Origin of the sequence: Desulfosporosinus fructosivorans, from assembly GCF_004766045.1 — a bacterium.
Lineage (GTDB): Bacteria > Bacillota > Desulfitobacteriia > Desulfitobacteriales > Desulfitobacteriaceae > Desulfosporosinus > Desulfosporosinus fructosivorans.
The window spans coordinates 18516-33323 of sequence record NZ_SPQQ01000020.1; the positions used below are offsets into that span (position 1 = coordinate 18516).

Below are 14808 nucleotides of genomic sequence, written 5' to 3' on the forward strand. Positions count from 1 at the left end.
TATTTGACATGAACGATGCAAAGTTTAACGTGCTCCTCTACTTTGATGATTCACAGCAGGCCTTTTATGCAGCTGTTCACACTGCTAAACTATTAAAGAATATGCCCAATATGCATTTGACAGTCGTACAGGTGCGAAAAGGCTGTGAAGATTCAAAGATTACGGAATATAGTTGGATCGATACTAAAGACCTAGTAAATTGGGCCTTGGAAAAAAGTAATCAAAGGGAAAATGAATATTGGCCGATAAGCGCAACCTCGGATTGGATGAAGCGCGTTTGTGACGGATCCAATGTCTCCGTTAACCATAAATACAGTGAGATTCTTACTGAAACCAACAAATTATTTTCAGATAGAGCAAAGGACGTTAGCCATGTTGTGATTTATTGTAATCCTGGAATTACGGATACAGTAGAGGCACTTCATGACTATGCCGCAAAAAACGCATATAATCTAATCATTATGGGTACGCGGGGACTTACTACTTTGAAAGTATTACTTTTCGGTTGCTTAGTTAATAATTCTCCCATACCAATGATGTTAATTAAGAAGCTCCCCCAAGGTTTTATTAAATACTAATATAAGGTGTTCAATAGGGCTTCCTCTCCTTAGAATGTAATTTCTAAAGGAGAGGAAGCCCTACTTCAATTTCCAAATCATTTTGAGATGAGAAGGTAAAAGCACGTGAAACAAGAGTGGAGCTTGCATTCGTACTTAGTCAAACAAGTTTACAGTGTTAAATACCGTAGTTTGCATTGACCTATAACCTTATGCCATACTTTTGCAGGCGATAAAGAAGAGTCGGACGTGTAATTCCCAGATATTTAGCGGCCTTTGTCTGGTTATAATTATGCTTTTCCAAGGCTTTGATGATAAGGTGTTTTTCCAACTCTTCCAAAGTGAAACCACCCTCTGTAAGACTGATTACAGGTTCTGTAGCTTGTTCTAAACTATTGAGTAGTTCCTTGGGGAAATGTACGGGCTGAATTTCAGAGCCCTGACACACAATAAGAGCTCTTTCGATCACGTTTTGAAGCTCTCTTATATTACCGGGCCAGTTGTAGCGGGTTAGAATTTTCATCGATTCCGAAGAAATTTTTTTACTATGGGTTGGATCAAATTTCTCTAGAAAATGATTAACCAGAAGGGGGATATCTTCTTTCCGGGATCTAAGTGGTGGCATGGTGATATGCATGACATTTAAGCGATAATAAAGGTCTTCCCTGAAGGTACCGTTGGAAATGGCCGTAGCAAGATCAATATTAGTGGTAGCAATGACTCTTACATCTACATGAATAGTTTCAGTTCCCCCCACTCTCTCAAAACACCTTTCCTGAAGTACCCGCAGTAACTTTGCCTGCATACTGATTGGCATTTCTCCGCTCTCATCCAGGAAAATAGTACCTTTATCTGCTATCTCAAAACGTCCCTTTTTTCTACTGGTTGCCCCTGTAAAGGCACCTTTTTCATGGCCAAATAATTCGCTTTCTAAGAGCTGTTCTGGAAGAGCTGCACAGTTTACTGCTACGAAGGGCTTATCAGATCGGTTGCTTGCTTTATGTATTTCTACAGCGGCTACTTCTTTTCCAGTTCCACTTTCTCCAGTAATCAGAACAGTTGCACCAGTTTTTGCAACTTGTCTAATCAAGAGGGCAACCTCTTTCATTGCATCGCTTTGGCCGACAATCTTTCCATATTTCTTGCCTAATTCCTGACGTAGGAAATTAACCTGGTTTTCTAAATTAGAAAGGTGTAAAGCTTGCTTAATCTGCACCTTTAATTCTTCTAGCTTAAAAGGTTTAGTAATATAATCTGTGGCCCCAATTTTCATCGCTTCTATTGCAGTGTCTATGGTTCCATGAGCAGTAATCATAATAATAGGAATACTGGAATTGATCTTTTTTATCTCTTTTAAAACCTCAATACCGTCGATGTCCGGCATTTTCAAATCCAGTATTACCATTGAAGGTTCGGTTTCCTGGGCCAAATGGATACCTTCTAAACCTCTTGTAGCGGTTACTACCTGATAGCCTTCGTGACCTAAAGCCCTCTCGAGGGCCCAGCACATTCTTTCCTCATCGTCAATTACTAAAATTCTCGGTGTCAAGAAGATCACTCCTGTCGCATAGTTTAGGTATTACAGGAAGAGAAATAATAAAAGTTGATCCTCTACCTAAGTCGCTTTCCACATCAATCGATCCACCATGCAATTTAACACTTTGATAGGATATCGATAGTCCCAGACCAGTACCTGTTTTTTTAGTTGTATAAAAGGGATCGAATATTCTCAGTTTTTCCTCTGCAGGAATGCCTTCTCCGGTATCGGAGAAGCTGATAATAACTATGCTGTCAGTTTCTTTTGTAATTATTTCTAATTTCCCTCCGTCAGGCATAGCTTCTGCGGCATTAACAATAATGTTAACAAATACTTGTTTTAGCTTTTCGGTATCTGCTAAAATTTGAGAGAGTGTGTTATCAAGTAGCAATTCGACTCTCACCTTCTGATTTCGTAACATAGCAGCCGAAAAGGAGAGGACACTCTTGATTAAATCATTGACAGAACACTCCCTAATAGAAACTCTGGTAGGGCGTCCAAAGTCCAGTAGTTCTTGTATTTCCATGTCCTGACGGTCAACTTGCTCGTCTATGGCTTTTGTAAATTCTTCGATGCCACTCACTTGTGAGTATTCTTGTTTCATAAGTTCAACTAAGGTTTTAATAATACCGATGGGGTTACGTAATTCATGAGCTACGCCAGTTGCTAATCGACCAAGTGCGATCAAGTGTTCAGATTGCCTGAGTTGATCTTCTAAACGTTCCTTTTCAGATAGACCTACAGCCATCCGGTTAACTGCTTGGGCCACCTCACCCAGTTCACCCGACATTTCAGGCAATAAGTGATGTATATCCTTCTCCATGCTATGTATTCCCTGTTTTAAGCGGTCGACCCCGCTGGTTAAATTTCTGATTACTATGAGGGTACCAATCATAACTATGGTTAGTACGCCCAAGTTAAAATATCGCAGAAGCTTCCGAAAGTAACTACTTTGGTAAAAGAAGGGGTTAAGTCGTTCTCCTGCCCACATCACTGCTACAACTTTCCCTTTTAGGACAACAGGAGAAATGTACTCTACAACCTGATCATCCCATGAACCAGAAATTCTAAAGAGTGGTTCATTACTCATCTCAGTTGCTATCAGGCCTGGTTTAGTATTGGAAAATATCTCTCTTTCTCTCTGAGCTTCTTCTTCTTTGGAGAGGTTACGATAGTTGTGTAGGAAACCAAGTACTGTAATCTTCTCTGTTCGGGGAACGTATAGACCAAAGCGAATGCCAGGATTCGCTGGTACCTGAGGATCTACGACCCGAGTAAATTCGTTATGAAGCATGGCGGTTATGATATCTTCCGGCTCTCTCCCCAGAGATTCTAGACTTTTAGAAAATTCATTATTGGTACTTTTGACCAAGGCCTCCAGTCGTTGCTCTTTGTCTAAGAAGATTACTTTATCCGTCCGTGAAGCGAAAAAGATGTCATACATTAAGGCGACTAAAGGTACAAGCATGATCGCGGCAATGATAATCACTATTTGATTAGTTAAACTTTTTCCTTTGAAAGAAGAAAACATTATATTCTTCATAAAACTACCCCCTATTAGCGAAGAATTCAAAACTGTATGAAATGATACATATAATAGAAGGAAAGCTACATTTATCAAAATGCTAGAATACTTAATAAATCAGAGGATGAAGATGATATCAGCCATAATTAGGCGATCTAAAACTAATTTTAAGGTGTAGCATTTGCTACACCAATTTTATTTTTAATTAAAAGAAAGCTTGAATTAAGCGGGTTTTAGAGGTGGCACACTATTTGCTATATAGAGAATCATATCACACGCAAGGGAGGGAAGATATCTATTTTATGTACCTTGTAATAATACCATGTAAAGGGAGAGATTAAGAATGAGTGGAGCATCAAAACCAGGTTTTTTGAGAACTGTAATTTTCCTGGCATTGGCCACTATTGCGTACCTTGGAATTTACTTTAATATCGACCAGTTAAATCAATACTTCATTAGTAAAGGAATAATTCCTGCTTTCTGCCTATTAGGCACTGTAATTGGAATTGCTTTTCTGTATGGGACAGCGATATCTAATGTGTTAAGTCTACTCGGGTTAGAAAGCGATCATTAGAGGGGGACTGAAAAATGGCAGGAGAAACTGTTAATTTAGTCGGAGAAGTAATGAGATTTATCGACATAACCCCGAAGACAGCATTCTCAATGGCAGGGCTTGGATTTTTAGGTGGAATGTTAAGTGGTTTTATTGGGAGTGGGGGCGCTTTCATAATGACCCCTGGTATGATGGCGCTAGGAGTTCCAGGCATCGTTGCGGTTAGCTCAAACCTTGCCCACAAATTTGGTAAAGCAATGGTTGGAGCTAGGAAACACTCTAAAATGGGTAATGTGGATATTAGATTGGGTATTTGTATGGTCATATTTCTATTATTAGGCGTTAATATTGCAGTGTTTTTGAATAAGTATATATTCGATAGTATGGGTAAGGCTGGGTCAAATCTGTATATTAGTCTGGTATTTGTAGTTCTTTTGTCTTACCTAGCCATCTTTATTTTAAGAGATATTTTTAAACCTAGTCAAAAACATGGATCGATTCAACGCGAGGGAGTAGCTAAAAGACTTACTAAAATTAACATCCCGCCAATGATTTATTTTAGAGTAGCGAATGTTCGTGTTTCGCTATGGTTTGTTGCGCTTATTGGATTGGCAACTGGATGGTTAGCGGGTACTGTCGGTGTAGGAGGATTTATTGGAGTCCCTGCCATGATATATATTCTAGGTGTTCCAACAATGGTAGCCGCGGGTACAGAGTTATTCTTAGCAATTTTCTCAGGGGCTTCAGGCGCATTTCAGTACGCTTTGAATGGTTTTGTGGATATTCGTTTAGTGTTACTGCTGTACCTAGGTTCTCTATTGGGCCTATATATCGGAGCAAATGCCACTAAAATGGTTTCTGAATTGCAAATTAAACTGGTAATGGCTGTAGTAATTGGTATGTCCGCTATTAGCAGGGCGTTTGCCATCCCAAAATATTTAGTCGATCTTCATATGGCTAATTTGTCGGAAGGAGTTACTATGTTCCTCGACATTGCAGCCGCCATCACTCTGTATGGAGGTGCTATTATCGGGGTAATAATGATAGTACGTTACATTGTTCGATTTAAACAGGGAAAAAGGGTAGATAATCAATATCTTCGACGCTCCGAACACCAGGAACGAGATTCTGCATAAGAATTGCTATGTTAAGTAAATCATTAAAAGGTGGTAACTGAGATGACTAATTCTAACCCGTTAAAAGTCCTTCTTTACTCTGATGGGTCTAAGCACTCGTTTTCTGCGGCCGTTTACACAGCCAACCTATTCTCTAATATACCTAATATGCAATTAACTGTCTTGCATATACAAGAAAATGCTGAAGGTCTCGTTGATGAAGATTACAATCTGCTAGAAACCTGGTCGAGTAAAACTCATTTGAACTGGGAGAAACACTTAGTAGCAGAAGCCGATTCTAGCAAAAAAAAGCAGTATTCTCAAATCATGACCAAAACTAAGGAAATATTTACAGAGAGAGGCCATAATGTTAAACAAAAGGTAATATACTCCAACTACAATATTGCTGATACAGTGGAGGCGATTCTTAATTATGCAATAAATTATGGATTTGAATTAATAATTATGGGTACTCGCGGACTAACCAGTTTAAAGGGACTGATTTACGGCAGCTTGGCACATAGCGTACTAAATAAATCTGATATACCAGTGTTACTAATTAAAAAGCTTCCCCAAGAGTTTGTCGATAGATACTGCTCAGCTGACGTTTAACGCGTATACTACGCACTTCCTTTCTATATGAATAAGAATTACCCTTTGCAGGTATGTGGATATAAAATATGAGAGAAGAAAAATGCCCAGGAGAGAAAACCTTTTTCTCCTGGGCATTTAATGATTGATTCAAAAGATCGTCTTTACTATAGAACAAAGTTGCCGTTTTTAAAGACCGCAATTTCTCTATTATCAGTAGTTATTCCTAGAATTTCAAGATCACTTGTACCGATCATAAAATCAACATGCACTAGAGATTCGTTGACTCCTAATTTCGCTAAGTCTTCTTGGTTCATGTTCTCGCCATTTTTTAGACACACAGGATAGGCTTTTCCTAGGGCTAAATGACAGGAGGCATTTTCATCGAAGAGGGTATTGTAAAACAGGATATTGGAGTTTGAGATCGGAGAATCATAGGGAACCAAGGCGACTTCTCCGAGAAAATGGGAACCTTCATCCGTCTCAATAATTGTTCTGAGCGTTTCGTAACCTTGTGCTGCATCATAATCAATGATTTTTCCATCTTTAAAGGTCAGAGAAAACTGTTCAATAAGGTTTCCGTTATAATTTAAGGGCATGGAGCTGACGGCTTTGCCATTCACTCCTGTTTTTAAGGGCAACGTAAATACCTCTTCGGTGGGTATATTAGCGATAAACTCTATGCCCTCAGGAGTGAATTCCGAACCTCCCAGCCAGATATGATTTTCCGGAAGCTCAATTCTTAGATCAGTACCTAAAGAATTTGTGTAATGGAGGGACTTTAAGGTAAGAGAATTTAAAAATTCCATCCTTCTTTTGAGATTAGTCTTATGTTCATCCCAGGAAACTACGGGATTCTCAGTGTCGACTCGTACTGTTTTTAAGATGACCTCCCATAGCTTCTCAATTGAGTCTTCTTCAGAAAGGTGAGGAAAAACCTTTTTGGCCCAAGCTGATGTCGGTATTGAAATAACGCACCAAACATTTTTATTACCCATAAGCCGTTCTCGATACACTTTAAGTGCAGTGCTGCTGGCTTTTTGAGCTTTGGTGAGTCTTTCGGGATTTACATCCTTCATAAGCTCAGGGTCTGAAGCAGAAATACTTAAGAAAGCTGCACCTTGGTGTACATAGAATAGATAAAATTCCTTTTGCCACTCTGGGAATTCCTCGAAAACCTCTTCTGGAGCATGAAGGTAACGAATTTTTGAAAACAGTTCATCTTTCCATTGGATCACAACATCTAGAGCCCCAGCCTCATAAGCTAATTGAGAGACAATGCGTGTAAAGTGCGCACATTCAATCGGAGCAGTAATGACCAAAATTTGTTTTGGTTGAAGGTTTAAGCCTGTTCTTACAATAAGGTGAGCATATTTTTCAAGTGAAATATTATCCATAAAGACTCCCTTCCTTAATCGAAATCAAATCGAAATCATGAACCCGCAGAATTTAAATTTCGATAATCTTTAACATTAAATATTAGATGGATTCTTAAGGTAAATTATACCATAAAACTCGAAATAGGTAAAAAATAAGTATAAAATATCTAGTCGATCAAGATCTCTTGATATTTTATCCAGAGATTATGATATAATGTTGTAAAATTTTATTATAAAGGAGCACTAAAATGATAAAACATTTAGAGGATCTAAAACAAGATACAATTCCTGAATTCCGGGGGGGAAAAGGTGAAGTGCAGATAACGCACTTTCTGGAAGTTGATAAGGGCGAATTTAATTCCAAAGGTCGATTATTTGCTAAGAACGTCTTAAAACCAGGCTCTTCTGTTGGTCTTCACGAACATGTTGGAGATTCTGAAACATATGTCATTTTAAGTGGAGAAGGCCTAGTAGATGATAACGGAGACCAAAAGCTTGTTAAGCCTGGAGATGTGATCATTACTAGAAATGGAGAAAAACATTCCATTGAAAATACAGGAACAGTAGATTTAGAAATTCTTGCTTTAATATTATTTGATTAGGAGTCTATATATCACTTACCGATCGCTTGATGAAAAGTAAAGTAGGAAATAGCAGCTCGCTGAAGGATCTATTCTTCCGAGCTGTTTTTCATACCCAAAACGTGGTCTCCTCATCAACTGTGACTTATTTCAATTGATACGGAATTTTTGGATTATCCAGGCAGAGGTGATATAATTCCCTTGTTAAAGAAAATTGGGCTAGGGATGGTAGTTTATGAACGTATAGTTCGGAGTGTTGAAGTTGAAATATAAAATATTCGAAAGGTGGAGATACAATGGCAGTAAAACTTAGTAAAGGGCAAAAAGTAGACCTCACGAAAAGCAATCCTAACTTGAAGGAAATTATTGTCGGATTGGGTTGGGCTTCAAATCCTGCGGCTAGTAGTTATAACTTTGACTTAGATGCTTCTGCTTTTTTGATAGGGTCGAACGGTAAAGTGAAAGATGAAAATGATCTTGTCTTCTATAATAATCCTTCTGGCGGACAGGGTTCAGTGAAACACAGCGGGGACAACAAGAAGGGTTCTGGTGCGGGAGATGACGAGCAGATTCACATTAATCTTTCTGCAGTGCCCTCATATATCGAGAGAATCGCATTTACTATTACCATTAACGATGCCCAAAATAAACGGCAAAGTTTCGGAGATATTAAAAATTCTTATGTGCGAATTCTCAATGCCACCACAAATGAATTACTTCTTAATTACGAGCTTGGTCAAGAGTTTTCCATCGAAACGGCTATTGTAGCGGCCGAGCTTTATCGCCATGCAGGGGAGTGGAAATTCAATGCTATAGCCAGTGGATTTCAAGGTGGTCTGGGCGCCCTTTGCCGTAATTTTGGACTTGAGGTCGAAGAAGAGCAAAGCTCAGCGGGTGCTAATACGCCTAGTACTTCCAGTAGTCCTAGTTATGGAAACACAGGGAATGCCAGTTACACTAACCCAGGGACTGGAACAGCTGCGGTACCTTACGGACAAAATAGTCCACAGCCCTATGGTCAAAGCGGTTCACAATCCTATAGTAACAATAGTTCCCAATCCTTTGGACAAAACAGCACTCCGATCTATACAAATCCATCTGATCAAGGGGGCATGTCCTGCCCTCGTTGCCACTCAACCCAAGTGACAGCTGGTAAGAAAGGGTTTGGAATTGGCAAAGCTCTAGTGGGGGGCGTTTTGCTGGGACCAGTAGGGATATTGGCAGGCTTTATTGGAAGTAAAAACATGGAGTTTGCCTGCTTGAGCTGTAAAGAGCGCTGGAATGCTGGAAGTAACACCAACACCGCTCAGTGGCTACAGAAACAAACTGAAAGTGCTCGTAACGTTGTGAGTAAATATATGGGAAAAGATCTTACTGAGGCATTGGTAGCAGGTAGCGCGTTGGTGGCAATGGCGGACGGATTCCTCGATCCTTCGGAAAGAGAGAAACTCATCGACTATTTCCGCACTAGTCAGGAAATGCGTGGGATTAATATTAATGAAGTTGATACACGCTTTAATTACTTTGTTCAGCGGATTCAAAGTGATCAGATGATGGGTAAAGCGGAAGCCTTAAGGGCAATAGGTAAGCTTGCGAGCAAACCAGATGCTGCCCGCTTAGTCGTACGCTTGTGCTGTGCAATTGGTTTTGCAGACGGAGAATTTGCTCCGGTGGAAAAGAGAATTGTAGAGGAAATATCCCGCGAGGTAAACTTGGACCCGAGGGAATTCATATTTTAAGGCTTTTAAAGGATCGACCCGCGAAGGCCGGTCCTTTCTTTATACTTCCTAAGGTTCCGCGGACAGACGACATCTAACTATTTAAAGTCATAGTCAATGACAGCGGACGTGCAATGTGTTCACCTCAATATCATGTGAATAATAAGATGAGAGAATGTATTACATGCGACTCTGGCACCAGGAACTACTTGCTTTCTTACCCCGTGCTCAAATTTTAGGTCAACATCGAGAATGCTGTGCCCTAAGAGGAATGGGGTGGGGAAGGAAGCATTCTACCGTAGACTACGTGTTCAAGCACAATGTCAAGAGGCTTGTCAACTATCATCAGCTTGTTCTCAGGGAAATGGTGCACAGGGGATATAAACCAGCTCAACAATGGTATTGCCCTGAATACCGTGGGAAAAATACGATGCCTTGGCCTTGCGCTTTGTCCTCTGAGTATAACCTTTGTGAAGAAGATCTAATTTACCCAGAACATGATGATGCGTATCGCGAAGAATGTATTGCAAATCTTAAGCACAAGGGTATCGAGCTTTTTTAGTATGTTTTGAAGGGATTCGATATTAAACTGTAGAATATTCAGGATAGATACTTGTTCTAGGCGAATTAGAGCTGTTTGTATTAAATATTTTAAGGGGAAGTTCGAGAACTGATGAATATACAAATTTTCGGCGTTAAGAAATGTTTTGATACAAAAAAAGCAGAACGTTATTTTAAAGAAAGAAAAATAAATTATCAATTTGTGGATTTGACTATGTTTGGTTTGAGCAAGGGAGAATTACAAAGCGTAAAGGCTTCGATAGGGTTGAATAATCTAGTTAATAATGCATCTAAGGATTATAAAAAGTTAAATATGGATCGTATTATCTCTGAGAGTGGTAGGGAAGAAATGCTTTTCAATAACCCTGGTCTCTATAAAACTCCAATTGTACGTAATGGCAAGAAGTCAACTGTTGGCTATGTACCGGCTGTATGGGCTTCATGGGTTGATTAAGGTTTTTAAATGTTGACATCACTTTGGCTTGAAAGGAGTGATTAGTATGGAGGCAAGGAAGGATATTCGAACGAACCTCAAGCATTCCGACGATATTTTTAAAGATATTTTGTCTCCTTTGATTGATAGGGAGGCTGTTTCCGATGTTTACTTCTACCGAATTATTGGGTGCGATCATGAGGAAAAGTACCGGGCACAGATTGTTAGTCTAGATGAAAAACTTAGATCACTTGGCAACTATATTTTCCTTGATAGAAGAATCAAGCTCGCAAGCAACTCATCAATTGAGGCGGCCAGAAAATTACTTAATCAAGTTCCCCTTAACGATTATAGCAATGGGGCACTCTTAAATGTATTGGAAACACATGGCTATTTTTCGCTAACCTCAGACCTCCAAGTCAACCTAGAAATTAAGAAGGCTTTCGGTGTAATACTTAGACTCTATATGACTAATGAACGAACTGTAAATTTGAGTATTATCATGAACTTTGTTATGAAAGTGTTGCTGTGGTTCGTTGATTATGGCAAACAAGTAGGAAAGAAATCTCCTTATAATCCTAAAATAGTGTACTGGGGGAGTCCCAAAACACACGAAGTTTACTTCCTTATCCTTATGTCCATTATAGGGTGCGATGTTCTTGTGCTTAACACATCATTTAATGACAGGTTTGATCAAGTAGATAAACAAAATGAATTTTCATTGTTAATTAGGCAAGAGAGAGAACGGCCGATCGCTGATTTTCCAACGAATGAATCTATAAAAGCACCTACTGTGAAGGTCGAAGAAGCCCAGTCTAAAGTAGAAAAGCCCAGTAAACTGCAGGAAAATACTGAACGAGATCTGAGTACATATCACAACCTAGTAGCCTTATATGATCCAACGATTGTGGTAAAACTTAAGAAATCTGAAACTATCTTTGAGGAGATCCTCGTTCCCTTGACCAAACGAAGTGGCTATGTAGGCGGGTCCTTTCCAATACTCCCGGTATATTTTGTGCGTTATATTGGTGCTCCTGATTGCTCAGATGATTGGGAGGCAGAGTATTATAACAGCCTCTATAACCTGGATAATGCCTTTAAAACAACGGGCTTTTATTTGAAGTTTCTAGATGGAATACCTACACCTAGTTCTGCGGAAAGTAATCTAATACCACAATGGCTAATTCATTACCCCTATAGTGATAGGTTTGAAATTTTAGAACAACTTCTTCAGTCCAATATACTTCCTCAAACGTATGATCAGCTTCTAGATAACACAGTTAGAAAAACGTTTGTAGATTCAGTTAATCTTTTCGTAGAGAAAAGTAGTAATGTTAATACATCTATAGTCTTGAACTTTTCGTTAAAACTTGTTACTTGGTTCAATAGATACTTGCCCAAGCTCTTAACTAGAAGTAATCGGAATAAGAAATTCAGCGTCGGTGGGCTTGACTACGAGCATAACCCTAAAATTCTTTTCTATGGCACGATTAAATCGCATGAAATTTACTTGCTCCACGCATTCCATAAAATGGGGTGTGATGTACTTTATGTTAATTCCGATGAGGAGGGCGACCTACCGTTTAGGAGCTTTGACGATGACAAATTAATGACCCAAGTGATGGAGAATGAACATAACCTACCCTTGACAACATTTCCGGAAGGCGAGCGGTTGATTCGCAAAAGTACCATAGCCTACAAAGCCTCCAAAGAAATTGAAGAAGCGATCTATAACGAAGAGGTTGGCCTTTTTAAACCATGGCAGTTTGAAAGTTACTCGACCCAACCCATAACGCTTAAAACTACCTTAGATGAATTGAAAATTCTTTGGACAGAACCCGCTAAAATTCGTCCTGAGTTCAAGGTTAAAAACAAAAAAGTATATGTTCCCAACATGTTTGCAAAGATTAATGGGGTTAGCGAAGATCTTAATTCATATTGGCTAGACCTGAAAACACTTTCGTCTGCTCCCAATACTAGGTTACTGGAGGATCTACCCTTTACTAAAATTAGTTACACTAGACAAGAACTTTATCAGACTGGTTATTTACTGAACGAGCAGGGCTTCTTTGATGAAAGCAAAGTGATGGAAAGTCAGCACTACAAATTCGGTTACCTGAAAGCAGACTTACAACATTTCCTTATCGTGAAAATCAATGAGCTTCTTAGCTCTGGAATGTTCTTGGTGTCAGTTGATGACAAATTCAAGCTTAAGATAATTATGACCATCCTAACCATGGACGACTCGCTGATAAAGCTTATCGAAGTCTTTGATTATCCGCAAGAGATCCCTAAAGTGATTGTCTACGACAATGAAAAAGCAACCTTCAGTGAAAACGACGCTATTTTACTTGCTTATTTTAATCTTATTGGTCTCGACGTCGTGATCTTTACACCCACGAATTATAAAACGATTGAGCAGCAGATCAAGCCCAGTCTTTTTGATATTCATCAACTGCCATTCGTTAAATATGATTTAGCTCTTCCGTCTTTAAGCAGTATTTCTGCTGCCCCGGTACAGAAACCTGGATTGCTTTCTCGCTTTTTTAAACTATAGGAGGGTCCGCGTCACACCGTGCGGCCCCTCTGGGCTGGGGATGCTACGAGGGAGGTACGGGGATCTGTTTCCCGCCTGCGGGAAAAGCGGAGAGCTGGAAAAAATGAGTGATGTTGGCAATGGGTGGCAAGGGGACGTTTTTGGCAAGGGGACGTTTTGATTGCCATGCTAAGAAAGTATACAATTAGCAACAGATAATATTTAAAGGCTTAATTTATAAGAAGAGTTTAAGAGCAAATCTAATCGTAGGGTAAAGATTCTAATAAAAGGGGGAATATTCATGGAAATTCAAGGTTTTACAACGACATTAACTGAGGATAAAAGTTTAGTACCAGCCATAGTTCCGGAGTTTGATCTCGAAAAAAAGAAAAGCGAGGTTATGGCTAAGGTTCAGGAAAGTCCTGAGGTGCGCAGTATTGTTCGCCAGATTAATGTTGAAGATGTAAGTTCAATTATGACGTTTGGTAAAAATGTATCTGAAGAAGTGTCTCGTTTTTCAGACGCTATTCTTCATTCTATGCAAACAACTAAGGTTGAGGACTCAGGAGAGCTATTAATTCAGCTTAATAAAATCATGGACAAGTTTGATATTAAGGATTTCGAAGATAAATCTCCTGGCTTTCTAGAAAAGATGTTTTCGAAAGCAAAGAATACGGTTGAAGCTCTCTTTCAAAAGTACAATTCTATGGGTGATGAAGTTGATAAGGTTTTTGTCACTCTGAAACAGTATGAAGCAGAGATCAATGTTGCCAATAAGCATTTAGATGACATGTTTGATAAGAATGCTGAGTATTACGAACAGTTAGGACAATATATTTACGCAGGACAGGTAGTCTTGACCGAACTCAAGAACAATATTATCCCTACGGCCCAAGCTAAAGCTAACGAGACGGAAAACAGACTTGACCAGATGACCGTCAATAACTTATTACAAGTACAAGAGATTATGGAACAGAGAATTTATGATTTACAACTCGCAGAGAACGTAGCTGTTCAAAGTATGCCGACCATAAAGTCGATTGAGTACGGTAATTATAACTTGGTACGCAAGATTAATTCAGCGTTTGTAATTACTATGCCGATTTTTAAACAGTGCTTAGTTCAAGCAATCATGTTAAAACGTCAGTCGGTTCAAGCGAAAGCGATGAGTGCACTCGATGAGAAGACCAACGAACTATTACTGAGAAATGCCGAAAACACGGCATTGCAATCAAAAATGGTGGCTAAACTAGCCTCGGGCAGTTCGGTTAGTATTGAAACCTTAGAAAAATCATGGCAGACCATTGTTAAAGGCATCGAGGAAACTAAAGCGATTCAAGAGGAAATGAGACAAAAACGACTAGACGGTACGAAGAGATTAGAGGTTCTCAAACAGGATTTTGTCAATCGAGGAATTGTTAGATAGCCTTCCAGAAAGTATTACTGAATAATATAGTAAAGAGGTACTCACAAATATTTTTGTGAGTGCCTCTTTGCTGTATAGCTTACGGTTAAATTAATATGGGAAAATATATATGGAAATGATTAGCAACCATTAAATGAGTAATAATTCGAGATAATAGAGCAAGAGTAGTATTTTCAGGAGAGACTTATTATAGATTGTACCATTTTTTTGAATATTTTAGATGCAGATTATTTTTGCTGTTTGACTACATTAAATATATAGAGTAATATATACTCCGTAGGCGAAACAAACGAATG

General features: G+C 39.1%; 13 protein-coding genes. 10 read left to right on the forward strand and 3 right to left on the reverse strand.

Annotated features, from left to right (window positions below):
• The first annotated feature begins 8 nt into the window (after window positions 1-8).
• Window positions 9-578, forward strand: a complete 570-nt coding sequence (locus E4K67_RS27155) for a universal stress protein (RefSeq protein WP_135552524.1) — start codon at window positions 9-11, stop codon at window positions 576-578.
• A 181-nt stretch (window positions 579-759) separates the two neighbouring features.
• Here the strand turns inward: E4K67_RS27155 and E4K67_RS27160 are convergent, their stop codons facing one another.
• On the reverse strand, window positions 760-2106 hold the full coding sequence (locus tag E4K67_RS27160; RefSeq protein WP_135552526.1) for a sigma-54-dependent transcriptional regulator: 1347 nt from the start codon (window positions 2104-2106) through the stop codon (window positions 760-762).
• Complete coding sequence (locus E4K67_RS27165; protein ID WP_135552527.1) at window positions 2081-3637, reverse strand: ATP-binding protein; 1557 nt, start codon at window positions 3635-3637, stop codon at window positions 2081-2083. Before E4K67_RS27165 ends, E4K67_RS27160 begins: the two co-directional genes overlap by 26 nt.
• Before the next feature lie 325 nt (window positions 3638-3962).
• Between E4K67_RS27165 and E4K67_RS27170 the strand changes: the two genes are divergently transcribed.
• From E4K67_RS27170 to E4K67_RS27180, 3 genes are read left to right on the forward strand one after another with little or no spacing between them, the layout of a single operon-like run.
• Entirely contained in the window at window positions 3963-4193 is a 231-nt protein-coding gene (locus E4K67_RS27170; protein WP_135552529.1) for a hypothetical protein, read from the forward strand.
• Between the two features lie 14 nt (window positions 4194-4207).
• Complete coding sequence (locus E4K67_RS27175) at window positions 4208-5308, forward strand: sulfite exporter TauE/SafE family protein (protein WP_135552530.1); 1101 nt, start codon at window positions 4208-4210, stop codon at window positions 5306-5308.
• A 42-nt stretch (window positions 5309-5350) separates the two neighbouring features.
• The gene (locus tag E4K67_RS27180; protein ID WP_135552532.1) at window positions 5351-5899 is read left to right on the forward strand and encodes a universal stress protein; all 549 of its coding nucleotides are present in this window, start codon (window positions 5351-5353) and stop codon (window positions 5897-5899) included.
• Window positions 5900-6045: 146 nt separating this feature from the next.
• Here E4K67_RS27180 and E4K67_RS27185 read toward each other — a convergent pair whose 3' ends face one another.
• Window positions 6046-7275, reverse strand: coding sequence for an aminopeptidase (locus E4K67_RS27185; RefSeq protein WP_135552534.1), 1230 nt, complete (start codon window positions 7273-7275; stop codon window positions 6046-6048).
• A 230-nt stretch (window positions 7276-7505) separates the two neighbouring features.
• Between E4K67_RS27185 and E4K67_RS27190 the strand changes: the two genes are divergently transcribed.
• The 6 genes from E4K67_RS27190 to E4K67_RS27215 all read left to right on the forward strand — a co-directional run bounded on the left by E4K67_RS27190 (window position 7506) and on the right by E4K67_RS27215 (window position 14512).
• The gene (locus E4K67_RS27190; RefSeq protein WP_135552536.1) at window positions 7506-7859 is read left to right on the forward strand and encodes a cupin domain-containing protein; all 354 of its coding nucleotides are present in this window, start codon (window positions 7506-7508) and stop codon (window positions 7857-7859) included.
• A 275-nt stretch (window positions 7860-8134) separates the two neighbouring features.
• Window positions 8135-9577 (forward strand): TerD family protein, encoded by a 1443-nt coding sequence (locus tag E4K67_RS27195; protein WP_135552538.1) that lies wholly within the window; start codon window positions 8135-8137, stop codon window positions 9575-9577.
• A 163-nt stretch (window positions 9578-9740) separates the two neighbouring features.
• The gene (locus E4K67_RS27200; RefSeq protein ID WP_135552540.1) at window positions 9741-10118 is read left to right on the forward strand and encodes a TIGR02328 family protein; all 378 of its coding nucleotides are present in this window, start codon (window positions 9741-9743) and stop codon (window positions 10116-10118) included.
• 111 nt (window positions 10119-10229) lie between these two features.
• Window positions 10230-10571, forward strand: coding sequence for an arsenate reductase family protein (locus E4K67_RS27205; protein ID WP_135552541.1), 342 nt, complete (start codon window positions 10230-10232; stop codon window positions 10569-10571).
• A gap of 46 nt (window positions 10572-10617) precedes the next feature.
• A complete protein-coding gene (locus tag E4K67_RS27210) occupies window positions 10618-13107 on the forward strand; it encodes a YceG family protein (RefSeq protein WP_135552543.1) in 2490 nt (829 codons plus the stop codon).
• 280 nt (window positions 13108-13387) lie between these two features.
• The gene (locus tag E4K67_RS27215; protein ID WP_135552545.1) at window positions 13388-14512 is read left to right on the forward strand and encodes a toxic anion resistance protein; all 1125 of its coding nucleotides are present in this window, start codon (window positions 13388-13390) and stop codon (window positions 14510-14512) included.
• Window positions 14513-14808 lie beyond the last annotated feature (296 nt).

Coding starts and splice junctions, on each gene's coding strand:
- E4K67_RS27155 (WP_135552524.1), top strand. CDS start 9: ATGAACGATGCAAAGTTTAACGTGCTCCTCTACTTTGATGATTCACAG.
- E4K67_RS27165 (WP_135552527.1), bottom strand. CDS start 3,637: ATGAAGAATATAATGTTTTCTTCTTTCAAAGGAAAAAGTTTAACTAAT.
- E4K67_RS27170 (WP_135552529.1), top strand. CDS start 3,963: ATGAGTGGAGCATCAAAACCAGGTTTTTTGAGAACTGTAATTTTCCTG.
- E4K67_RS27175 (WP_135552530.1), top strand. CDS start 4,208: ATGGCAGGAGAAACTGTTAATTTAGTCGGAGAAGTAATGAGATTTATC.
- E4K67_RS27180 (WP_135552532.1), top strand. CDS start 5,351: ATGACTAATTCTAACCCGTTAAAAGTCCTTCTTTACTCTGATGGGTCT.
- E4K67_RS27185 (WP_135552534.1), bottom strand. CDS start 7,275: ATGGATAATATTTCACTTGAAAAATATGCTCACCTTATTGTAAGAACA.
- E4K67_RS27190 (WP_135552536.1), top strand. CDS start 7,506: ATGATAAAACATTTAGAGGATCTAAAACAAGATACAATTCCTGAATTC.
- E4K67_RS27195 (WP_135552538.1), top strand. CDS start 8,135: ATGGCAGTAAAACTTAGTAAAGGGCAAAAAGTAGACCTCACGAAAAGC.
- E4K67_RS27200 (WP_135552540.1), top strand. CDS start 9,741: ATGCGACTCTGGCACCAGGAACTACTTGCTTTCTTACCCCGTGCTCAA.
- E4K67_RS27205 (WP_135552541.1), top strand. CDS start 10,230: ATGAATATACAAATTTTCGGCGTTAAGAAATGTTTTGATACAAAAAAA.
- E4K67_RS27210 (WP_135552543.1), top strand. CDS start 10,618: ATGGAGGCAAGGAAGGATATTCGAACGAACCTCAAGCATTCCGACGAT.
- E4K67_RS27215 (WP_135552545.1), top strand. CDS start 13,388: ATGGAAATTCAAGGTTTTACAACGACATTAACTGAGGATAAAAGTTTA.